The organism is Citrobacter sp. CK206 (assembly GCF_030333125.1).
Lineage (GTDB): Bacteria > Pseudomonadota > Gammaproteobacteria > Enterobacterales > Enterobacteriaceae > Citrobacter_B > Citrobacter_B koseri.
This window is the reverse complement of sequence record NZ_JAOWGM010000026.1, coordinates 101839-124295: the sequence shown is the minus strand read 5'-3', so window position 1 is coordinate 124295 and position 22457 is coordinate 101839. Positions and strand designations below refer to the sequence as shown.

The 22457-nt window shown below is 56.4% G+C and carries 20 protein-coding genes; 18 read left to right on the top strand and 2 right to left on the bottom strand.

Going from position 1 to position 22457, the window contains the following annotated elements:
- The first annotated feature begins 482 nt into the window (after positions 1-482).
- The 13 genes from nuoA (at position 483) to nuoN (ending at position 15560) form a co-directional block, all read left to right on the top strand.
- Positions 483-926: an NADH-quinone oxidoreductase subunit NuoA gene (gene nuoA / locus OGX81_RS10715; protein WP_012131490.1), complete on the top strand. Its 444-nt coding sequence runs from the start codon at positions 483-485 to the stop codon at positions 924-926.
- A 15-nt stretch (positions 927-941) separates the two neighbouring features.
- Positions 942-1616, top strand: coding sequence for an NADH-quinone oxidoreductase subunit NuoB (gene nuoB, locus OGX81_RS10710; RefSeq protein ID WP_012131491.1), 675 nt, complete (start codon positions 942-944; stop codon positions 1614-1616).
- Between the two features lie 85 nt (positions 1617-1701).
- Entirely contained in the window at positions 1702-3504 is a 1803-nt protein-coding gene (nuoC, locus tag OGX81_RS10705; RefSeq protein WP_012131492.1) for an NADH-quinone oxidoreductase subunit C/D, read from the top strand.
- A 2-nt stretch (positions 3505-3506) separates the two neighbouring features.
- The gene (nuoE, locus tag OGX81_RS10700; protein ID WP_012131493.1) at positions 3507-4007 is read left to right on the top strand and encodes an NADH-quinone oxidoreductase subunit NuoE; all 501 of its coding nucleotides are present in this window, start codon (positions 3507-3509) and stop codon (positions 4005-4007) included.
- Complete coding sequence (nuoF, locus tag OGX81_RS10695; RefSeq protein WP_012131494.1) at positions 4004-5341, top strand: NADH-quinone oxidoreductase subunit NuoF; 1338 nt, start codon at positions 4004-4006, stop codon at positions 5339-5341. Before nuoE ends, nuoF begins: the two co-directional genes overlap by 4 nt.
- A gap of 81 nt (positions 5342-5422) precedes the next feature.
- Positions 5423-8149: an NADH-quinone oxidoreductase subunit NuoG gene (gene nuoG, locus OGX81_RS10690; RefSeq protein WP_104869116.1), complete on the top strand. Its 2727-nt coding sequence runs from the start codon at positions 5423-5425 to the stop codon at positions 8147-8149.
- A complete protein-coding gene (gene nuoH, locus OGX81_RS10685; protein ID WP_012131496.1) occupies positions 8146-9123 on the top strand; it encodes an NADH-quinone oxidoreductase subunit NuoH in 978 nt (325 codons plus the stop codon). The genes nuoG and nuoH overlap by 4 nt, the downstream gene beginning before the upstream one ends.
- Before the next feature lie 14 nt (positions 9124-9137).
- Positions 9138-9680, top strand: coding sequence for an NADH-quinone oxidoreductase subunit NuoI (nuoI, locus tag OGX81_RS10680; RefSeq protein ID WP_012131497.1), 543 nt, complete (start codon positions 9138-9140; stop codon positions 9678-9680).
- 11 nt (positions 9681-9691) lie between these two features.
- Complete coding sequence (gene nuoJ, locus OGX81_RS10675) at positions 9692-10246, top strand: NADH-quinone oxidoreductase subunit J (RefSeq protein ID WP_012131498.1); 555 nt, start codon at positions 9692-9694, stop codon at positions 10244-10246.
- Positions 10243-10545 (top strand): NADH-quinone oxidoreductase subunit NuoK, encoded by a 303-nt coding sequence (nuoK, locus tag OGX81_RS10670; protein WP_000612644.1) that lies wholly within the window; start codon positions 10243-10245, stop codon positions 10543-10545. Before nuoJ ends, nuoK begins: the two co-directional genes overlap by 4 nt.
- On the top strand, positions 10542-12383 hold the full coding sequence (gene nuoL, locus OGX81_RS10665) for an NADH-quinone oxidoreductase subunit L (protein ID WP_012131499.1): 1842 nt from the start codon (positions 10542-10544) through the stop codon (positions 12381-12383). The genes nuoK and nuoL overlap by 4 nt, the downstream gene beginning before the upstream one ends.
- A gap of 183 nt (positions 12384-12566) precedes the next feature.
- On the top strand, positions 12567-14096 hold the full coding sequence (nuoM, locus tag OGX81_RS10660; RefSeq protein WP_012131500.1) for an NADH-quinone oxidoreductase subunit M: 1530 nt from the start codon (positions 12567-12569) through the stop codon (positions 14094-14096).
- A gap of 6 nt (positions 14097-14102) precedes the next feature.
- Positions 14103-15560 (top strand): NADH-quinone oxidoreductase subunit NuoN, encoded by a 1458-nt coding sequence (gene nuoN / locus OGX81_RS10655; RefSeq protein ID WP_012131501.1) that lies wholly within the window; start codon positions 14103-14105, stop codon positions 15558-15560.
- A gap of 62 nt (positions 15561-15622) precedes the next feature.
- Here the strand turns inward: nuoN and OGX81_RS10650 are convergent, their stop codons facing one another.
- Together OGX81_RS10650 and rbn are read right to left on the bottom strand one after the other, a co-directional pair.
- Positions 15623-16627 carry a chemotaxis protein gene (locus tag OGX81_RS10650; RefSeq protein ID WP_012131502.1) on the bottom strand — a complete coding sequence of 335 codons (1005 nt, stop codon included), beginning with the start codon at positions 16625-16627 and terminating at the stop codon, positions 15623-15625.
- Positions 16628-16691: 64 nt separating this feature from the next.
- A complete protein-coding gene (gene rbn, locus OGX81_RS10645; protein WP_104868409.1) occupies positions 16692-17609 on the bottom strand; it encodes a ribonuclease BN in 918 nt (305 codons plus the stop codon).
- A 65-nt stretch (positions 17610-17674) separates the two neighbouring features.
- Here rbn and OGX81_RS10640 point away from each other — a divergent pair, with 65 nt between their 5' ends.
- The 5 genes from OGX81_RS10640 to menH all read left to right on the top strand — a co-directional run bounded on the left by OGX81_RS10640 (position 17675) and on the right by menH (position 22443).
- Positions 17675-18136 (top strand): GNAT family N-acetyltransferase, encoded by a 462-nt coding sequence (locus tag OGX81_RS10640; RefSeq protein ID WP_047462350.1) that lies wholly within the window; start codon positions 17675-17677, stop codon positions 18134-18136.
- Between the two features lie 53 nt (positions 18137-18189).
- Positions 18190-18495 (top strand): stress response protein ElaB, encoded by a 306-nt coding sequence (elaB, locus tag OGX81_RS10635; RefSeq protein WP_012131505.1) that lies wholly within the window; start codon positions 18190-18192, stop codon positions 18493-18495.
- 95 nt (positions 18496-18590) lie between these two features.
- Positions 18591-19889: an isochorismate synthase MenF gene (gene menF / locus OGX81_RS10630; protein ID WP_104868410.1), complete on the top strand. Its 1299-nt coding sequence runs from the start codon at positions 18591-18593 to the stop codon at positions 19887-19889.
- A gap of 128 nt (positions 19890-20017) precedes the next feature.
- Complete coding sequence (gene menD / locus OGX81_RS10625; protein WP_060815843.1) at positions 20018-21688, top strand: 2-succinyl-5-enolpyruvyl-6-hydroxy-3-cyclohexene-1-carboxylic-acid synthase; 1671 nt, start codon at positions 20018-20020, stop codon at positions 21686-21688.
- A complete protein-coding gene (menH, locus tag OGX81_RS10620) occupies positions 21685-22443 on the top strand; it encodes a 2-succinyl-6-hydroxy-2,4-cyclohexadiene-1-carboxylate synthase (protein WP_104868411.1) in 759 nt (252 codons plus the stop codon). Before menD ends, menH begins: the two co-directional genes overlap by 4 nt.
- Positions 22444-22457: the final 14 nt, after the last annotated feature.

Below are 22457 nucleotides of genomic sequence, written 5' to 3'. Positions count from 1 at the left end.
TTAACCTGTTAATTTGGATGAAAAATAGGCACTGACGGTCTGGTTTTGTTTCCATGTTAAAAAACTAGAGAAATTGTTGCTGTTTTTTATGGCGGATTAACAAAAGCGTGTCACAGATCAAGAAAATACTCCCATTTAGGGGGAGGCATCTGCGTAAAATCCTGTCAAAATAGGAGTGTATTATCTCATTTACTTCACAACGGACACGATTCAACAACATTAAATTCGGGCTGGTGATGCGATCGAAATCAGTCAAAATGGCATTAAATGTTAATGGTGTTGGGTCGATGTAAATTAATGTGAGGAAACTTTTGTTAAAGTTGACAAAAGGTTATAGAAAGGAGTAAAAAACCACATCAATTAGCTGTTTAATCATTTTCTACAGTGATTGTAAGGTTTTTTTTATTCCTCCCCATGAATCGATGTGGCGTTCATCTGCCGAAAAGAGCAGAGAATTTGGCGCTACTTTTGATGAGTAAGCAATGAGTATGTCAACATCCACTGAAATCATCGCTCATCACTGGGCATTCGCTATCTTTCTTATTATTGCCATTGGCCTGTGCTGCCTGATGCTCGTCGGCGGTTGGTTTTTAGGCGGTCGCGCACGCGCGAGGTCGAAAAACACCCCGTTTGAATCGGGTATCGACTCGGTCGGCTCCGCCCGCTTACGCCTGTCTGCCAAGTTTTACCTGGTAGCCATGTTCTTCGTTATCTTCGACGTTGAAGCGCTGTATCTGTTCGCATGGTCGACCTCTATCCGTGAAAGCGGTTGGGTAGGCTTTGTGGAAGCTGCAATTTTTATTTTTGTGTTACTGGCTGGTCTGGTTTATCTGGTGCGTATTGGCGCGCTGGACTGGACGCCCGCGCGTTCACGCCGCGAGCGTATGAACCCGGAAACGAACAGTATCGCTAATCGTCAACGCTAACCGCGAGGCATTAAGATGGATTATACGCTCACCCGCATAGATCCCAACGGTGAGAATGACCGTTACCCCCTGCAAAAACAGGAGATCGTAACCGACCCCCTGGAGCAAGAAATCAACAAAAGCGTGTACATGGGCAAGCTCGAACACGCGCTGCATGACATGGTTAACTGGGGTCGTAAGAATTCAATTTGGCCGTATAACTTCGGCCTTTCCTGCTGCTATGTCGAGATGGTGACCTCTTTTACCGCCGTGCATGACGTGGCGCGCTTCGGCGCGGAAGTACTGCGTGCTTCGCCGCGTCAGGCCGACCTGATGGTGGTAGCGGGAACATGCTTTACCAAGATGGCGCCTGTTATTCAGCGTTTGTATGACCAGATGCTGGAGCCGAAGTGGGTGATTTCCATGGGGGCATGCGCTAACTCTGGCGGTATGTACGATATTTATTCGGTTGTGCAGGGCGTTGATAAATTTATCCCGGTAGATGTGTATATCCCGGGCTGCCCGCCGCGCCCCGAAGCGTACATGCAGGCGCTGATGTTGTTGCAGGAATCAATTGGCAAAGAACGTCGTCCGCTCTCCTGGGTGGTTGGCGATCAGGGCGTTTATCGCGCCAATATGCAGTCAGAGCGCGAACGTAAACGCGGCGAACGCATTGCAGTAACGAATCTACGTACACCAGACGAGATTTAATTTGCGCCTGTCGGCAGCAGACTTCACTTCGCTTATCACTACATAAATAACGCGAAGCACTGCCGACTACCACGGACCATTTGCAATGGTGAACAATATGACCGACTTAACCGCGCAAGACGCTGTATGGCAAACCCGGGATCATCTGGATGACCCGGTCATTGGCGAACTGCGCAACCGTTTTGGGCCGGATGCCTTTACCGTTCAGGCGACCCGCACCGGGGTACCCGTTGTTTGGGTCAAGCGTGAACAATTACTGGAAGTTGGCGATTTCTTAAAGAAACTGCCGAAACCTTACGTCATGCTGTTTGACTTACACGGCATGGACGAGCGTCTGCGCACGCACCGCGACGGGTTACCCGCTGCGGATTTTTCCGTTTTCTACCACCTGATCTCAATAGACCGCAATCGCGACATCATGCTCAAGGTGGCATTGTCTGAAAACGACCTGCATGTGCCGACGTTTACCAAACTCTTCCCGAACGCCAACTGGTACGAGCGTGAAACCTGGGAGATGTTTGGCATCACGTTTGACGGCCACCCGCACCTGACGCGTCTGCTGATGCCGCCGACCTGGGAAGGGCATCCGCTGCGTAAAGACTACCCGGCGCGCGCTACCGAATTCGATCCGTTTGAGCTGACCAAAGCCAAGCAGGATCTGGAGATGGAAGCGCTGACCTTCAAACCGGAAGACTGGGGGATGCAACGCGGCACCGAAAACGAGGACTTTATGTTCCTCAACCTCGGTCCGAACCACCCGTCCTCACACGGCGCATTCCGTATCGTTCTTCAGCTTGATGGCGAAGAAATTGTCGACTGCGTGCCTGACATCGGCTACCACCACCGTGGCGCTGAGAAAATGGGCGAACGCCAGTCCTGGCACAGCTACATTCCGTATACCGACCGTATCGAATACCTCGGCGGCTGCGTCAACGAAATGCCGTACGTACTGGCGGTAGAAAAACTGGCGGGTATTACCGTACCGGATCGCGTAAACGTGATTCGCGTTATGCTCTCCGAACTGTTCCGCATTAACAGCCACCTGCTGTACATCTCGACGTTTATTCAGGACGTCGGCGCGATGACCCCGGTCTTCTTCGCCTTTACCGACCGTCAGAAAATTTACGATGTGGTGGAAGCGATCACCGGTTTCCGTATGCACCCGGCCTGGTTCCGTATCGGCGGCGTCGCGCACGACCTGCCGCGCGGCTGGGATCGCCTGCTGCGCGATTTCCTGGACTGGATGCCGAAGCGTCTGGACTCCTACGAGAAAGCGGCGCTGCGCAACACCATCCTGAAAGGGCGTTCTCAGGGCGTTGCCGCTTACGGCAAGAAAGAAGCGCTGGACTGGGGCTGTACAGGCGCCGCGCTGCGTGCGACCGGTATTGATTTCGACGTGCGTAAATCACGTCCGTACTCTGGCTACGAAAACTTTGACTTTGAAATCCCGGTTGGCGGCGGCGTGTCCGACTGCTATACCCGCGTGATGCTGAAAGTCGAAGAGCTGCGTCAGAGTTTGCGCATCCTTGAGCAGTGCCTCAATAACATGCCGGAAGGCCCGTTCAAAGCGGATCACCCGCTGACGACGCCGCCGCCGAAAGAGCGCACGCTGCAACATATCGAAACCCTGATCACCCACTTCCTGCAAGTGTCGTGGGGCCCGGTCATGCCTGCGAATGAATCCTTCCAGATGGTAGAGGCGACCAAGGGTATTAACAGTTACTACCTGACCAGCGATGGCAGCACTATGAGTTACCGTACTCGTATCCGTACCCCGAGCTATGCGCATTTGCAGCAGATTCCGGTGGCGGTGCGCGGCAGCCTGGTGTCTGACCTGATCGTTCATTTAGGTAGTATCGATTTTGTTATGTCAGATGTGGACCGCTAATTATGCACGAGAATCAACAACCACAAACCGAGGCTTTTGAGCTGAGTGCGGCAGAGCGTGAAGCCATTGAGCACGAGAAGCACCACTACGAAGACCCGCGTGCGGCGTCCATTGAAGCGCTGAAAATCGTACAGAAGCAGCGTGGCTGGGTGCCGGATGGCGCGATCTACGCGATCGCCGACGTGCTGGGTATTCCGGCGAGCGATGTCGAAGGCGTCGCCACATTCTACAGCCAGATCTTCCGCCAGCCGGTCGGTCGCCATGTGATCCGTTACTGTGACAGCGTGGTGTGCCATATCACCGGTTATCAGGGGATCCAGGCCGCGCTGGAGAAAAAACTCAATATCAAGCCGGGGCAGACGACCTTTGACGGTCGCTTTACGCTGCTGCCGACCTGTTGCCTGGGGAACTGCGACAAAGGGCCGAACATGATGATTGATGAGGATACTCACAGCCATCTGACCCCGGAAGCCATTCCCGAACTACTGGAGCGGTATAAATGAAAAACGTTATCCGTACTCCCGAAACGCATCCGCTGACCTGGCGTCTGCGTGATGACAAGCAGCCGGTATGGCTGGACGAATACCGTAGTAAAAACGGCTACGAAGGCGCGCGTAAAGCGCTGACCGGGCTGTCTCCTGACGAGATCGTCAATCAGGTGAAAGACGCTGGCCTGAAAGGGCGCGGCGGCGCGGGCTTCTCCACCGGTCTGAAGTGGAGCCTGATGCCGAAAGATGAATCCATGAATATCCGTTACCTGCTGTGTAACGCCGATGAAATGGAGCCGGGCACCTATAAAGACCGTCTGCTGATGGAGCAACTGCCGCACCTGCTGGTGGAAGGTATGTTGATCTCCGCCTTTGCCCTGAAAGCGTACCGTGGCTACATCTTCCTGCGTGGCGAATACATCGAAGCGGCTGTGCATCTGCGCCGCGCAATCGCGGAAGCGACCGAAGCCGGTCTGCTCGGCAAAAACATCATGGGCACCGGTTTCGACTTCGAACTGTTTGTCCACACCGGGGCAGGGCGTTACATCTGCGGTGAAGAAACCGCGCTGATTAACTCCCTCGAAGGTCGTCGCGCCAACCCGCGCTCTAAGCCGCCGTTCCCGGCAAGCTCCGGCGTATGGGGCAAGCCGACCTGCGTCAACAACGTGGAAACGCTGTGTAACGTCCCGGCGATCCTCGCGAACGGCGTGGAGTGGTATCAGAACATTTCGAAGAGCAAAGATGCGGGCACCAAGCTGATGGGTTTCTCCGGTCGCGTGAAAAATCCGGGACTGTGGGAACTGCCGTTCGGCACTACCGCGCGTGAGATCCTCGAAGATTACGCCGGTGGCATGCGCGATGGCCTGAAATTCAAAGCCTGGCAGCCAGGCGGCGCGGGCACTGACTTCCTGACTGAAGCGCACCTCGACCTGCCGATGGAATTTGAAAGCATCGGTAAAGCGGGCAGCCGTCTGGGTACGGCGCTGGCGATGGCCGTTGACCACGAAATCGGCATGGTGTCGCTGGTGCGTAACCTGGAAGAGTTTTTTGCGCGTGAATCGTGCGGCTGGTGTACGCCGTGCCGCGACGGTCTGCCGTGGAGTGTAAAAATTCTGCGTGCGCTGGAACGCGGCGAAGGCCAGCCTGGGGATATCGAGACACTTGAGCAACTGTGTCGTTTCCTCGGGCCGGGTAAAACCTTCTGTGCGCATGCGCCAGGCGCGGTCGAACCGTTGCAGAGCGCCATTAAATATTTCCGCGAAGAATTCGAAGCTGGCATCAAGCAGCCGTTCAGCAATACCCATGTGATTGGTGGTATACAGCCGAACCTGCTGAAAGAGCGCTGGTAATTGCGGGCTTACCCCTGCATCGCGATAAGTCATTCGATTAACGCTTAGTCCCTGACTAAGCCAACTGGAAGCATGCTGACTATGGCTACGATTCATGTAGACGGCAAAGAATATGAGGTCAACGGCGCAGACAACCTGCTACAGGCATGTCTGTCCCTCGGCCTTGATATTCCGTACTTTTGCTGGCACCCGGCGCTGGGTAGCGTCGGTGCTTGCCGCCAGTGTGCGGTGAAGCAATATCAAAACGCGGAAGATACGCGTGGTCGCCTGGTGATGTCTTGTATGACGCCTGCCACCGACGGCACCTTTATTTCTATTGATGACGAAGAAGCGAAACAGTTCCGCGAAAGCGTGGTGGAATGGTTAATGACCAACCACCCGCACGATTGTCCGGTCTGTGAAGAGGGCGGTAACTGCCACCTTCAGGATATGACCGTGATGACGGGCCACAACTTCCGTCGTTACCGTTTCACTAAGCGTACTCACCGCAACCAGGATTTGGGGCCGTTCATCTCTCACGAAATGAACCGCTGTATCGCCTGCTACCGCTGCGTGCGTTACTACAAAGACTACGCAGACGGCGCGGATCTGGGCGTATATGGCGCGCATGACAACGTCTACTTCGGTCGTCCTGAAGACGGTACGCTTGAAAGCGAATTCTCCGGCAACCTGGTAGAAATCTGCCCGACCGGCGTATTCACCGACAAAACGCACTCCGAGCGTTATAACCGTAAGTGGGACATGCAGTTTGCGCCAAGCATCTGCCAGCAGTGCTCCATCGGTTGTAACACCAGCCCGGGCGAGCGCTACGGCGAACTGCGTCGTATCGAGAACCGTTACAACGGGACCGTTAACCACTACTTCCTCTGCGACCGTGGTCGTTTCGGTTATGGTTATGTGAACCTGAAAGACAGGCCTCGTCAGCCGATTCAGCGTCGTGGCGATGACCTGATCACCCTCAACGCCGAACAGGCGATGCAGGGCGCGGCGGATATTCTGCGTCAGTCGAAGAAGGTGATCGGCATCGGTTCTCCGCGCGCCAGCGTTGAGAGCAACTTCGCGCTGCGTGAACTGGTGGGCGCGGATAACTTCTATACCGGTATCGCTCAGGGCGAGCAGGAACGTCTGCAACTGGCGCTGAAAGTGCTGCGCGAAGGCGGCATTCATACTCCGGCGCTGCGTGACATCGAATCTTACGATGCGGTACTGGTGCTGGGCGAAGATATTACCCAGACCGGCGCGCGCGTTGCGCTGGCGGTTCGCCAGGCGGTGAAAGGCAAAGCGCGTGAAATGGCGGCGGCCCAGAAAGTGGCCGACTGGCAGATTGCGGCCATCCTCAATATCGGCCAGCGCGCTAAGCATCCGCTGTTTGTGACCAACGTTGACAACACCCGTCTGGACGACATCGCGGCATGGACTTACCGTGCGCCGGTGGAAGATCAGGCGCGTTTAGGCTTTGCCATCGCTCATGCGCTGGACGACAGCGCACCGGTGGTCGACGGCATCAGCAGCGATTTGCAGAACAAAATCGACGTCATCGTTCAGGCGCTGGCGGGTGCGAAGAAACCACTGATTATCTCCGGCACCAACGCCGGTAGCGCGGAAGTGATTCAGGCGGCCGCCAACGTGGCGAAAGCGCTGAAAGGCCGTGGTTCGGATGTCGGCATCACCATGATTGCCCGTTCGGTCAACAGCATGGGGCTGGGCATGATGGGCGGCGGTTCGCTGGACGACGCGTTGACCGAACTGGAAACCGGTCGTGCCGACGCTGTCGTGGTGCTGGAAAACGATCTGCACCGCCATGCAAGCGCCGTTCGCGTAAATGCCGCGCTGGCAAAAGCGCCGCTGGTGATGGTGATTGACCATCAGCGCACGGCGATTATGGAGAATGCGCATCTGGTGCTCTCCGCCGCAAGTTTTGCGGAAAGCGACGGTACGGTCATCAACAACGAAGGCCGCGCGCAGCGTTTCTTCCAGGTTTATGACCCGGCCTATTACGACAGCAACACCGTGATGCTGGAAAGCTGGCGCTGGCTGCACTCGCTGCACAGCACCGTGCAGAACCGCGAGGTGGACTGGACGCAACTGGACCACGTTATTGACGCCGCGATCGCCGCAATGCCGCAACTGGCGGGCATTAAAGATGCCGCGCCGGACGCGACCTTCCGCATTCGCGGGCAGAAATTGGCGCGTGAGCCGCACCGTTACAGCGGTCGTACCGCGATGCGCGCTAACATCAGCGTTCACGAGCCGCGTCAGCCGCAGGATAAAGACACCATGTTCGCCTTCTCAATGGAAGGGAACAACCAGCCGGGCGCGCCGCGTTCGCAGATTCCGTTTGCCTGGGCGCCAGGCTGGAACTCCCCACAGGCGTGGAACAAGTTCCAGGATGAAGTGGGCGGCAAACTGCGTCATGGCGATCCGGGCGTGCGTTTGATTGAAGCATCTGAAAACGGTCTTGATTACTTCACTACCGTTCCGGCCAGCTTCCAGGCGCAGGATGGTCAGTGGCGTATCGCGCCGTACTATCACCTGTTTGGCAGTGACGAAATGTCGCAGCGCTCTCCGGTCTTCCAGAGCCGTATGCCGCAACCGTACATCAAACTCAACCCGGCTGATGCCGCGAAGTTGGGCGTGAATGCGGGAACGCGCGTTTCCTTCAGCTACGACGGCAATACGGTAACGCTGCCGGTTGAAATCGCTGAAGGCTTAACGGCAGGGCAGGTCGGATTGCCGATGGGTATGCCTGGCATCGCGCCGGTTCTGGCGGGCGGTCGTCTTGAGAATCTGCAGGAGGCGCAACAATGAGTTGGATTACACCGGATCTGATCGAGATCCTGCTGAGCATTCTCAAAGCGGTGGTGATCCTGCTGGTGGTGGTCACCTGCGGGGCATTCATGAGCTTTGGCGAACGTCGTCTGCTGGGTCTGTTCCAGAACCGTTATGGGCCAAACCGCGTTGGCTGGGGCGGTTCGCTCCAGCTGGTCGCGGACATGATCAAAATGTTCTTTAAAGAGGACTGGATCCCGAAATTCTCGGATCGCGTCATCTTTACCCTGGCACCGATGATCGCTTTTACCTCGCTGCTGCTGGCGTTCGCTATCGTTCCGGTTAGCCCGACCTGGGTTGTCGCTGACCTGAACATCGGGATTCTGTTCTTCCTGATGATGGCGGGCCTGGCGGTGTATGCGGTGCTGTTCGCCGGTTGGTCGAGCAACAACAAATACTCGCTGCTGGGGGCGATGCGTGCATCAGCACAAACGCTCAGCTACGAAGTGTTCCTCGGGCTTTCCCTGATGGGCGTGGTGGCGCAGGCCGGTTCATTTAATATGACCGACATCGTCAACAACCAGGCTGATATCTGGAACGTTATTCCGCAGTTCTTTGGTTTTGTCACCTTTGCCATCGCGGGCGTGGCGGTGTGTCACCGTCATCCGTTTGATCAGCCGGAAGCCGAGCAGGAACTGGCCGATGGTTATCACATTGAATACTCCGGTATGAAATTCGGTCTGTTCTTCGTGGGGGAATACATCGGTATCGTTACTATCTCCGCGCTGATGGTGACGCTGTTCTTCGGTGGCTGGCATGGCCCGTTCTTACCGCCATTCATCTGGTTCGCGCTGAAAACCGCGTTCTTTATGATGATGTTCATTTTGATTCGTGCGTCGTTACCGCGTCCTCGTTATGACCAGGTAATGTCCTTCGGCTGGAAAGTCTGCCTGCCGTTGACGCTCATCAACTTGCTGGTAACGGCGGCTGTCATTCTCTGGCAGGCGCAATAAGGGGCACAAAGACCATGACCTTAAAAGAATTGTTAGTAGGCTTCGGCACCCAGGTACGCAGTATCTGGATGATCGGCCTGCATGCGTTCGCGAAACGCGAAACGCAGATGTACCCGGAAGAGCCGGTCTATCTACCGCCTCGTTACCGTGGTCGTATCGTGCTGACGCGCGACCCGGACGGCGAGGAGCGTTGCGTTGCCTGTAACCTATGTGCGGTAGCCTGCCCGGTAGGCTGTATCTCGCTGCAAAAAGCAGAGATGAAAGATGGTCGCTGGTATCCTGAGTTTTTCCGTATCAACTTCTCACGCTGCATTTTCTGCGGCCTGTGCGAAGAAGCCTGTCCGACGACGGCCATTCAGCTCACCCCCGATTTTGAAATGGGTGAGTACAAGCGCCAGGACCTGGTTTATGAGAAAGAGGATCTGCTGATCTCCGGTCCGGGCAAATACCCGGAATATAACTTCTACCGGATGGCAGGTATGGCAATCGACGGCAAAGATAAGGGCGAAGCAGAGAACGAAGCCAAGCCTATCGACGTCAAGAGCCTGTTACCGTAAGGAGAGGGGCAATGGAGTTCGCTTTTTATATCTGTGGCCTGATCGCCATTCTCGCAACCTTGCGAGTCATCACCCATACCAATCCGGTACACGCGCTGCTGTATCTGATTATTTCGCTGCTGGCGATTTCCGGGGTGTTTTTCTCGCTGGGCGCTTACTTTGCCGGTGCGCTGGAAATTATCGTTTATGCGGGCGCCATCATGGTGCTGTTCGTGTTCGTGGTCATGATGCTCAACCTCGGCGGTTCGGAAATCGAACAGGAACGCCAGTGGCTGAAACCGCAGGTGTGGATTGGCCCGGCGATTTTGTCGGCCATCATGCTGGTGGTGATCGTGTACGCCATTCTGGGCGTCAACGACCAGGGTATCGACGGTACGCCAATTAGCGCCAAAGCGGTCGGTATCTCGCTGTTTGGGCCTTACGTTCTGGCGGTCGAACTGGCCTCTATGCTGCTGCTGGCCGGTCTGGTTGTCGCCTTCCACGTCGGTCGCGAAGAGCGTGTGGGCGAAGTGCTGAGCAACCGTCCTGGTGACAGCGCGAAAAGAAAAACGGAGGAGCACGCATGATCCCCTTACAACATGGACTGATCCTCGCGGCGATTTTATTCGTGCTGGGCTTAACCGGTCTGGTTATCCGCCGCAATCTGCTGTTTATGCTGATTGGGCTGGAAATCATGATTAACGCCTCCGCGCTGGCCTTCGTGGTCGCCGGGAGCTACTGGGGCCAGACGGATGGTCAGGTGATGTACATTCTCGCCATCAGCCTTGCGGCTGCGGAGGCGAGTATTGGCCTGGCGCTGTTACTGCAACTTCATCGCCGTCGCCAGAACCTGAACATCGATTCAGTAAGTGAGATGCGTGGATGAACATGCTTGCCTTAACCATTATTCTGCCATTGATTGGCTTTGTATTACTGGCGTTCTCTCGCGGTCGCTGGTCGGAAAACCTCTCCGCGACTGTGGGCGTCGGCTCCATTGGCCTGGCGGCGCTGGTGACGGCGTTTGTCGGCGTTGACTTCTTCGCTAACGGCAAGCAGGCGTTCAGCCAGCCGCTGTGGACGTGGATGTCGGTGGGTGATTTCAACATCGGTTTCAACCTGGTGCTGGACGGCCTGTCGCTGACCATGCTCTCGGTAGTGACCGGCGTGGGTTTCCTGATCCACATGTTCGCCTCCTGGTATATGCGCGGTGAAGAGGGATACTCCCGCTTCTTCGCCTACACCAACCTGTTTATCGCCAGCATGGTTATTCTGGTGCTGTCCGATAACCTGCTGTTGATGTACCTCGGCTGGGAAGGCGTGGGTCTGTGCTCCTATCTGCTGATCGGTTTCTACTACACCGATCCGAAGAATGGCGCTGCGGCAATGAAAGCGTTTGTTGTGACCCGTGTGGGCGACGTGTTCCTCGCGTTTGCGCTGTTCATTCTGTACAACGAACTGGGCACCCTGAACTTCCGCGAAATGGTGGAACTGGCGCCAGCGCACTTCGCCGACGGCAACAACATGCTGATGTGGGCGACGCTGATGCTGCTGGGCGGTGCGGTAGGTAAATCTGCGCAGCTGCCGTTGCAGACCTGGCTTGCAGACGCGATGGCGGGCCCGACGCCTGTCTCCGCGCTGATCCACGCTGCGACGATGGTTACCGCCGGTGTTTACCTGATTGCCCGTACCCACGGCCTGTTCCTGATGACGCCGGAAGTGCTGCATCTGGTGGGGATCGTTGGGGCGATTACGCTGGTGCTGGCCGGTTTCGCCGCGCTGGTGCAGACCGACATCAAACGTGTTCTCGCTTACTCCACCATGAGCCAGATTGGCTACATGTTCCTGGCGCTGGGCGTCCAGGCGTGGGATGCGGCGATTTTCCACCTGATGACGCACGCCTTCTTTAAAGCGCTGCTGTTCCTGGCGTCCGGCTCGGTGATTCTGGCCTGCCACCACGAACAGAACATCTTCAAGATGGGCGGCCTGCGTAAGTCTATTCCGCTGGTTTATCTCTGCTTCCTGGTGGGTGGCGCGGCGCTGTCGGCTCTGCCGCTGATTACCGCCGGCTTCTTCAGTAAGGATGAGATTCTGGCTGGCGCGATGGCGAATGGTCATATCAATCTGATGGTTGCAGGTCTGGTCGGTGCGTTCATGACCTCCTTGTACACCTTCCGTATGATTTTCATCGTGTTCCACGGTAAAGAACAAATTCACGCTCATGCAGGGAAGGGGATTACGCATCACCTGCCGCTGATTGTGCTGATGGTACTGTCCACCTTTGTTGGCGCGCTGATTGTGCCGCCGTTGCAGGGTGTGCTGCCGCAGACGACCGAGCTTGAGCATAGTCGTGTGATGACCCTGGAAATTGCCTCCGGCGTGGTTGCGATTGTCGGCATCCTGATTGCCGCATGGCTGTGGCTGGGTAAACGTACTCTGGTGACTTCTGTCGCCAACAGTGCGCCGGGCCGTCTGCTGGGCACCTGGTGGTATAACGCCTGGGGCTTCGACTGGCTGTACGACAAAGTGTTCGTGAAACCATTCCTCGGCGTCGCCTGGCTGCTGAAACGCGACCCGCTCAATGCGCTGATGAACGTTCCGGCTATCCTTTCCCGCTTTGCAGGTAAAGGCCTGCTGCTCAGCGAGAACGGATATCTGCGCTGGTATGTGGCATCCATGAGCATCGGTGCGGTCGTTGTGCTGGCGCTGTTGATGGTACTGCGTTGAGTTTGAGGATTGTGGGTTGATGTCGGATGGCGCTGGCGCTTATCCGACCCACGGGAATCTGTAGGCCCGGTAAGCGTTAGCGCCACCGGGCAAAAAAGGCCGCAATCCGAAGTGAATTTTCTGTTGTGAGAATTCGTTGAAAATCAGGTCCTGATGGGACTTTAACAAGGAATAAAGATCGCCATGTTACTACCCTGGCTAATATTAATTCCCTTTATCGGTGGCTTTCTGTGCTGGCAGACCGAACGCTTCGGCGTGAAGGTGCCGCGCTGGATTGCGCTGATCACCATGGGACTGACGCTGGCGCTTGGCCTGCAACTGTGGTTGCAGGGCGGCTATTCACTGACGCAAGCCGCTGGCATTCCGCAGTGGCAGTCTGAGTTCATTCTGCCGTGGATCCCGCGCTTCGGCATCTCTATCCATCTGGCTATCGACGGTTTGTCGCTGCTGATGGTGGTGCTGACCGGTCTGCTGGGCGTTCTGGCGGTACTCTGCTCCTGGAATGAAATCGAAAAATATCAGGGCTTCTTCCACCTGAACCTGATGTGGATTCTGGGCGGCGTTATCGGCGTGTTCCTTGCCATCGACATGTTCCTGTTCTTCTTCTTCTGGGAAATGATGCTGGTGCCGATGTACTTCCTGATCGCGCTGTGGGGGCACAAAGCCTCTGACGGTAAAACGCGTATCACGGCGGCTACCAAGTTCTTCATCTATACCCAGGCGAGCGGTCTGGTGATGCTGATTGCCATCCTGGCGCTGGTGTTTGTACACCACAATGCGACCGGCGTCTGGACCTTCAACTACGAAGACCTGCTGAAAACGCCGATGTCGCACGGGGTGGAATACCTGCTGATGCTGGGCTTCTTCATCGCGTTTGCGGTGAAAATGCCGGTGGTTCCGCTGCACGGCTGGCTGCCGGACGCGCACTCCCAGGCGCCGACCGCAGGTTCCGTTGACCTCGCCGGTATTTTGCTGAAAACGGCGGCTTACGGTCTGCTGCGCTTCTCGCTGCCGCTGTTCCCGAACGCCTCTGCCGAGTTTGCGCCGATTGCGATGTGGCTGGGTGTGATTGGCATCTTCTACGGCGCGTGGATGGCTTTCACCCAGTACGACATTAAACGTCTGATTGCGTACACTTCCGTTTCGCACATGGGCTTCGTACTGATTGCTATCTACACCGGCAGCCAGCTGGCGTACCAGGGCGCTGTAATCCAGATGATTGCGCACGGTCTGTCGGCAGCGGGTCTGTTCATCCTGTGTGGTCAGCTGTACGAACGTCTGCATACGCGTGATATGCGTATGATGGGCGGTCTGTGGAGCAAAATTAAATGGTTGCCTGCGCTGTCGATGTTCTTCGCGGTGGCGACGCTCGGTATGCCGGGCACCGGTAACTTCGTTGGCGAATTTATGATTCTGTTCGGTAGCTACCAGGTGGTTCCGGTCATTACCGTGATCTCAACCTTTGGTCTGGTGTTTGCTTCCGTTTACTCGCTGGCGATGCTGCATCGCGCTTACTTCGGTAAAGCGAAGAGCCAGATTGCCAGCCAGGACATGCCAGGGATGTCGCTGCGAGAGCTGTTTATCATCCTGTTGCTGGTCGTGCTTCTGGTACTGCTTGGCTTCTATCCGCAGCCGATTCTGGATACCTCGCATTCTGCGATGAGCAACATCCAGCAGTGGTTTGTTAATTCCGTTACTACTACAAGGCCGTAAATCGCCATGACAATAACTCCACAACACCTGATTGCGCTGCTACCGCTGCTGATCGTCGGCTTGACGGTGGTGGTTGTGATGCTCTCCATTGCGTGGCGACGCAATCACTTCCTCAATGCCACGCTGTCGGTCATTGGGCTTAACGCTGCGCTGGTTTCGCTCTGGTTTGTTGGCCAGGCGGGCGCGATGGACGTCACTCCGCTGATGCGCGTTGACGGTTTCGCCATGCTTTACACCGGGCTGGTTCTGCTGGCGAGTCTTGCCACCTGTACCTTTGCCTATCCGTGGCTTGAAGGCTATAACGACAACCAGGAAGAGTTCTACCTGCTGGTGCTGATTGCCGCATTGGGCGGTATTCTGCTGGCGAACGCCAACCACCTGGCGGCGCTGTTCCTCGGTATTGAGCTGATCTCTCTGCCGCTGTTTGGCCTGATTGGTTACGCCTTCCGTCAGAAACGCTCGCTGGAAGCCAGTATCAAATACACCATTCTGTCTGCCGCAGCGTCTTCCTTCCTGCTGTTCGGTATGGCGCTGGTGTACGCGCAGTCTGGCAACCTGTCGTTTGTCGCGCTCGGTAAGAGCCTCGGCGACGGCATGCTGCACGAACCGCTGCTGCTGGCGGGCTTCGGTCTGATGATTGTTGGTCTCGGCTTTAAACTCTCGCTGGTGCCGTTCCACCTGTGGACGCCAGACGTATACCAGGGCGCGCCTGCGCCGGTTTCCACTTTCCTGGCGACGGCGAGCAAAATCGCTATCTTCGGCGTGGTGATGCGTCTGTTCCTGTACGCGCCGGTAGGTGACAGTGAAGCGGTACGTATCGTGCTGGGCGTGATTGCCTTTGCCTCCATCATCTTCGGTAACCTGATGGCGCTGAGCCAGACCAACATTAAGCGTCTGCTCGGTTACTCCTCTATTTCTCACCTCGGCTATCTGCTGGTGGCGTTGATCGCCCTGCAAAGCGGCGAGATGTCGATGGAAGCCGTTGGCGTTTATCTGGCCGGTTATCTGTTCAGCAGCCTCGGCGCGTTCGGCGTGGTCAGCCTGATGTCCAGCCCGTTCCGTGGCCCGGATGCCGATTCACTGTTCTCCTACCGTGGTCTGTTCTGGCATCGCCCGATCCTCGCGGCGGTGATGACCGTGATGATGCTCTCTCTGGCGGGTATCCCGATGACGCTGGGCTTTATCGGCAAGTTCTACGTACTGGCGGTCGGTGTACAGGCCAGCCTGTGGTGGCTGGTTGCCGCGGTGGTGGTCGGTTCCGCGATTGGTCTCTACTACTACCTGCGTGTTGCGGTAAGCCTCTATCTGAGCGCGCCGCAGCAGCTTAACCGCGATGCGCCGTCTAACTGGCAGTACAGCGCGGGCGGTATTGTGGTTCTGATCTCCGCGCTGCTGGTTCTGGTGCTGGGTATCTACCCGCAACCACTGATTAGCATCGTGCAGTTAGCTACGCCGCTGATGTAAGCGAAAGCAGAAACGAAAAAACCCGCCGCGGCGGGTTTTTTTATGCTCTGAACGTCAGGACGTTAACTCAGCAACTGACGGCTGACCAGCGGCCCGCTGACGTTTTGCGCGGCGCGTTCCATTACTTCCTGAATCACCGACGACAGTTCGTTGACTTCAAACTTCGCGACATAACCATCCGCTTTAACTTTACGCACATGATCTTCGTTGGCGCTGCCGGAAAGGGAAGAGTGGATCACCACCGGAATCTTCTTCAGGCGCTCGTCGGTTTTGATCTTACGCGTCAGGGTGAAACCGTCCATCTCCGGCATTTCGAGGTCGGTTAGCACCAGGGCGATTTTCTCGCTAATTGGTTTGCCTTCCGCCTCCGCTTCTTTCGCCAGTTGCTGGATTTTCTCCCAGGCATCCTGACCGGTAACGTGCATCTGATGCGGGATCTCCATCGCATTCAGCCCTTTCTCCAGCATGGCGCGGGCAACTTTAGAATCTTCTGCCACAATCGCCACCGCACCCGGCGTGATGTTGAACTTGCTGGTTTTCAAATTGGTGGCGCGCAAGTCGTGATTTGACGGCACGATATCATAGAGAATTTGCTCTACGTCGAGCACCAGCGCCAGGTTGTTGGTCTCTTTGTCTTCATCCAGACAGGCAATGCTGGTGATATAGCGGCCGTTAACCGCTTTCTCGGCGGTATGCACCTGCTGCCAGTCCAGACGCATAATATTCTCGACGGACTCCACCGCAAATGCCTGTACGCTGCGCGCATATTCGGTGATCAGCAGGATGTTAAGCCCGTTCTCCGGTTTACACCCGGCCACGGCGGGCAGGTCGATGACCGGGATCACCTGATCGCGGATGTTGACCATACCTAAAAGTGGGGCTTTCATTCCGGCAGGGCGCGTAAATGTGGGCATTGGCACAATTTCGCGCAGTTTGAATACGTTGATGCCAAATAGCTCCGACTTCTGCTCATGCAGCGATGTGCCGAGACGGAATAACAGCAGTTCAAAGCGGTTAGACAGGGTTAAGTTAGCCCTGTCATCAATATCTTTCTGGAAATTATCCATCGCATCCTCAATATGAAAGCCAGCCTTTTCTCTGTTATCGGCACTGAGGAAGAAAAATGGAGCGTTAAACCGTGAAAACGGCGAAATCGTGAGCCAGCGCAGTTGCGGGGAAGATCGCCTGGCATTCTGCCAGCAGGCGTTGGCTGCCTCTGTCATCGTAACGCGAGCTGACGTGAGTAATGATGAGCTGGCCCACGTCAGCATCGTGCGCCAGCTGCGCGGCCTGCCTGGTGGAGCTGTGCCCACGGCTGTTGGCTTTTTCTTCCATTGAGGTATCCAGCGTTGCTTCGTGTACCATTACGTCCACGCCTTTTGCCAGTGTGATGGCCGACGCGCATGGCGCGGTGTCGCCAAATATCGCCACCGATTTCCCGGGCGTGGCTGGTGCGAGAAAATCGGCGCCGTTAATAACGCGACCATCGTTCAGGGTGACGGTTTTACCCGCTTTCAGATCCTGAAACAGCGGGCCGGGCTTCACGCCTGCCGCTTTTAGCGCACTGGCATCCAGCGCGCCGGGCTTGTCATGCTCTTCAATCCGATAGCCATAGCATTCAAGCGGATGCTCAAGCGCAAAGGCGGTCACTTTGCGCAGACCGTCGTCCAGAATTTCGCCGGCGGTAATTTCAACGATCTCCAGCGGATAATCAGTCCAGGAGCCGCTAAGGCGCAATGCGGTTTCGGTGAACTCGCGAGTGCCTTTGGGGCCGTAAATCGTCAGCGGCTGTGCGTTTCCCGCCATCGAACGGCTGCACAGCAGACCGGGCAAACCGAAAAGGTGATCGCCATGCAGATGGCTGATGAAAATGCGATCGAGCTTACCTGGGTTAAACGCGGTGTTGAGCATCTGGTGCTGGGTGCCTTCACCGCAGTCGAATAACCATAGCCCCGCCTGCGTCGGGTGCTGTAAATTCAGTAATATGGCCGTGACATTACGCGTGCGGGTAGGAACGCCGGCAGAAGTACCTAAAAAAATTAATTCCATTATTTCATTACACGTTTAAAAAATATTCTGGCTAGTATAAAGCGAATACGTAAAAGGAGCGCACCATGATTCACTGGCAAGACCTGCATCATTCTGAATTATCCGTCCCGCAACTCTATGCGTTACTGAAATTGCGCTGCGCGGTATTTGTGGTTGAACAACAGTGTCCGTATCTGGATGTGGACGGCGATGACCTGGTGGGGGAGAACCGTCATATCCTGGGCTGGCATAACGATGAGCTGGTAGCGTATGCGAGGATTCTGAAAAGCGACGACGAACTGGAGCCGGTGGTGATTGGGCGCGTGATCGTCAGCGAAGCGCTGCGCGGCGAAAAACTGGGGCAACAGCTTATGGCGCAGACCCTGGCATCCTGCGAGCAACACTGGCCGGAGAAGGCGCTTTATCTCGGCGCACAGGCGCATCTGCAATCCTTCTATGCGCGATTCGGCTTTGTTCCGGTGACGGACGTTTATGACGAAGACGGTATCCCGCACATGGGTATGGCGCGTGAGGTTAGCCAGGTGTGATGTTCCGGTTTTGTCTATAGTTAGTGGGAACGTTAATCGAAAGGGAGAATATAATGTCTTTTCATTCTTATGGTTCACGTATTGATGACGACCTGGAACTTCTGAGCGAAACGCTGGAAGAGGTGCTGCGTTCCTCCGGCGATCCTGCCGATCAAAAATATGTTGAGTTAAAAGCACGCGCAGAACGGGCGCTTGAAGAGGTAAAAAATCGCGTCAGCCATGCGTCTGACAGCTACTATTACCGCGCAAAACAGGCGGTTTATAAAGCGGATGATTACGTGCATGAAAAACCCTGGCAAGGGATTGGCGCAGGCGCGGCGGTCGGCCTGGTGCTGGGATTACTGCTGGCGCGGCGGTAATGTAACCGGGATCGCATTTCCTCCCTAAACGGGGGTACTGCTTTTTCTCCGCTGTACCCCGTATAATGTGAGGTTTTTAACAGGGAGAGGTCCGCGTGCATTCAATCACTACTGCGCTGGAAAATCTGCGGCGCCAGTTATCGCAGGAGATACCGGCGGCGCCAGGAATGCGTATTGTTGATGTGCCTTTCCCTCTGAATGATGCGTTTGACGCATTAAGCTGGCTGGCCAGTCAGGCCATCTGGCCGCAATTTTACTGGCAACAGCGTAACGGCGATGAAGAAGCCGCGGTGCTTGGCGCCGTTGAAACGTTCCCTTCTCTCGAACAGGCGCAACACTTTCTCCGCCAGCATGAATCACAATCCGATTTGCGTATCTGGGGACTGAATGCGTTTGAACCGCAGCAGGGGCATTTGCTGCTGCCGCGTCTTGAATGGCGACGCGCTGGCGCAGTGGCAACGCTGCGGCTGTATCTCTACAGCCCGGTTTCACTGCGTGAAGACGCCGGGCGGGCGATCGCGTTTCTCTCTTCATTAAGGGGCGTAAAGCCGATCCCGGCGCTGCGCCTGCACCTGACGGGCGAGCAGCACTGGCCGGATAAAGCGGGCTGGACCAGCCTGATTCAGCTTGCCACGCAGACTATCGCTGAAGACGATCTCGACAAAGTGGTGCTGGCGCGGGCGACGGATTTGCAGTTTTCCCATCCGGTGAATGCCGCCGCCGTGATGGCGTCCAGTCGCCGTTTAAACCTTAACTGCTACCATTTTTTTATGGCGTTCTCCGCCGGAAGCGCCTTTCTTGGCTCGTCGCCGGAACGCCTTTGGCGGCGACGTGAAACAGCATTGCGCACCGAGGCGCTGGCCGGCACGGTGGCGAATCATCCCGACGATCATCAGGCCTGGCAACTGGGCGAATGGTTGATGAAGGATGATAAAAACCAGCGTGAAAACATGCTGGTGGTGGAAGATATTTGTCAACGCCTGCAAAGCTGCACCCACTCGCTCGATGTTTTGCCGCCGCAGGTGCTCAGATTACGCAAAGTACAGCATCTGCGCCGCTGTATCTGGACGGCGCTCAATCAGGCTGACGACACGCTCTGTTTGCTACAGCTACAGCCCACGGCAGCCGTCGCGGGGATCCCGCGTGAACGGGCGCGCGCGTTTATTCAGCAACATGAACCGTTTGAACGTGAGTGGTATGCCGGGTCGGCGGGTTATCTGTCTTTACAGCAAAGCGAATTCTGCGTGACGCTGCGCTCGGCGAAAGTCGCGGCGAACGTTGTTCGTCTGTATGCCGGGGCAGGCATTGTGCGCGGGTCTGACCCGGAACAGGAATGGCAAGAGATCGACAACAAAGCAGCCGGGCTACGCACGTTATTACAGATGGAAAGCTAATGAGTCGCACATACACCTCATCCTTCAGGCGGTCTGCTGAATGATTTTGTGTATATTCCCGACTCATATCAATAATCCATTTTTTCTGATCCTTATACTGAGTCGCAATATTGATACCGGACAATCTCATGTCAGTAAGCGCATTTAACCGACGCTGGGCGGCGGTCATTCTGGAAGCACTCACTCGCCACGGCGTCAGGCATGTTTGCATTGCCCCTGGCTCCCGCTCCACGCCTTTAACCCTGGCGGCAGCGGAAAATTCAGCCTTTATTCATCACACGCACTTTGATGAGCGTGGTCTTGGTCATCTGGCGTTAGGGCTGGCGAAAGTCAGTAAGCAGCCCGTTGCCGTTATCGTTACTTCCGGTACGGCGGTGGCAAATCTCTATCCGGCGCTGATTGAAGCGGGGCTTACCGGTGAAAAACTGATTTTATTGACTGCGGACCGTCCGCCGGAACTGATTGACTGCGGCGCGAATCAGGCGATTCGTCAGGCCGGGATGTTCGCTTCTCATCCTTCTCAAACGCTCTCTTTGCCGCGCCCGACGCAGGATATTTCCGCGCGCTGGCTGGTCTCCACCCTTGATAACGTCCTGGCGACGTTGCATGCCGGCGCGGTACACATCAACTGCCCGTTTGCGGAACCGCTGTATGGTGATATGGACGACACGGGGCTTGCCTGGCAGCAGAGCCTTGGCGACTGGTGGCAGGATGACAAACCCTGGCTGCGCGAAGCGCGTCGGCTGGAAAGCGACAAACAGCGCGACTGGTTCTTCTGGCGGCAAAAACGCGGCGTAGTGGTGGCCGGGCGCATGAGCGCGGAAGAGGGCAAGAAAGTCGCGCTTTGGGCGCAGACGCTGGGCTGGCCGCTGATTGGCGACGTGCTGTCGCAAACCGGGCAGCCGCTGCCGTGCGCCGATCTCTGGCTGGGCAATGCGAAAGCCGTCACTGAGCTTCAGCAGGCGCAAATTGTGGTGCAACTCGGCAGCAGCCTGACCGGAAAGCGCCTGCTGCAATGGCAGGCCGCCTGCGAGCCGGAAGAGTACTGGATTATTGATAATATCGAAGGTCGCCTGGACCCGGCGCATCATCGCGGACGCAGGCTGGTGGCGAAAATCGCCGACTGGCTGGAGCTGCATCCGGCGGAGAAACGCCATCCCTGGTGCGTCGATATCCCGCGCCTGGCAGAGCAGGTGTGGCAGGCGGTTGTCGCGCGTCGCGATATGTTCGGCGAAGCGCAACTGGCGCACCGCATTCGCGACTATCTGCCGGAACAAGGGCAACTGTTTGTCGGCAACAGCCTGGTGGTACGCCTGATTGACGCGCTGTCGCAGCTACCGGCGGGCTATCCGGTGTACAGCAACCGGGGAGCCAGCGGTATTGATGGTTTGATCTCGACGGCGGCGGGCGTTCAGCGCGCCAGCGCGAAATCGACGCTGGCTATCGTCGGCGATCTGTCTGCGCTCTACGACCTCAACGCGCTGGCGCTATTGCGCCAGGTGTCCGCGCCGTTTGTGCTGATTGTGGTGAATAACAACGGCGGGCAAATTTTCTCTCTGCTGCCGACGCCGCAGAGCGAGCGCGAGCGGTTTTACCTGATGCCGCAAAACGTCCATTTTGAACACGCGGCGGCCATGTTTAACCTCAAATATCACCGCCCGCAAAGCTGGGATGAGCTGGATGCGGCGCTGGCTGGCGCCTGGCGAACGCCGACAACCACGGTGATTGAGCTGGTCGTGAACGATACGGACGGGGCGCAAACCCTGCAACAGCTGCTGGCACAGGTGAGCCATCTATGATCCTGCGCGCGCAGGCGAACGGTGGTCAGCCGGGGTCTCCCTGGCTGGTTTTCTTGCATGGATTTTCCGGTGATTGCCGGGAATGGCAGCAGATCGGTGAGCAGTTTCCCGACTTTTCGCGCCTGTATATCGACTTGCCTGGTCACGGCGATTCTGCCGATATTCGTGTCAGCGGCTTTGCTGATGTGTGCGACTTATTGCGTAACACATTATTTAGTTACAACATACTTAAATACTGGCTGGTCGGCTACTCGCTCGGCGGCAGAGTGGCGATGATGGCGGCGTGCCAGACTCTGCCGGGTCTTTGCGGGCTGGTGGTTGAAGGCGGCCACCCGGGACTGCAACGCGAGGCCGAGCGTGACGCGCGCCGACTGTCTGACGGTCGTTGGGCGGCGCGCTTTCGCCGTGAACCGCTGCGCGACGTGTTTACTGACTGGTATCAGCAGCCGGTTTTCGCTTCGCTGGATGCTTCGCAAAGAGAGGCGTTAGTCGCGCTGCGCAGCCAGAACAATGGCGAAACGCTGGCGGCGATGCTGGAGGCAACCTCGCTTGCCGTACAGCCTGATTTACGCGCGCGGCTAAATGCGCGCACATTTCCGTTTTATTATTTATGTGGTGAACGCGACAGCAAATTCCGCGCGCTGGCGGCGGAGTTGTCTGTACCTTGCCATATGATTCGTAACGCCGGACACAACGCGCATCGGGAAAATCCCGCAGGCGTGGTGGACAGTCTGGCTCAGATTCTGCGTCTCTGACTAAAGGACACACT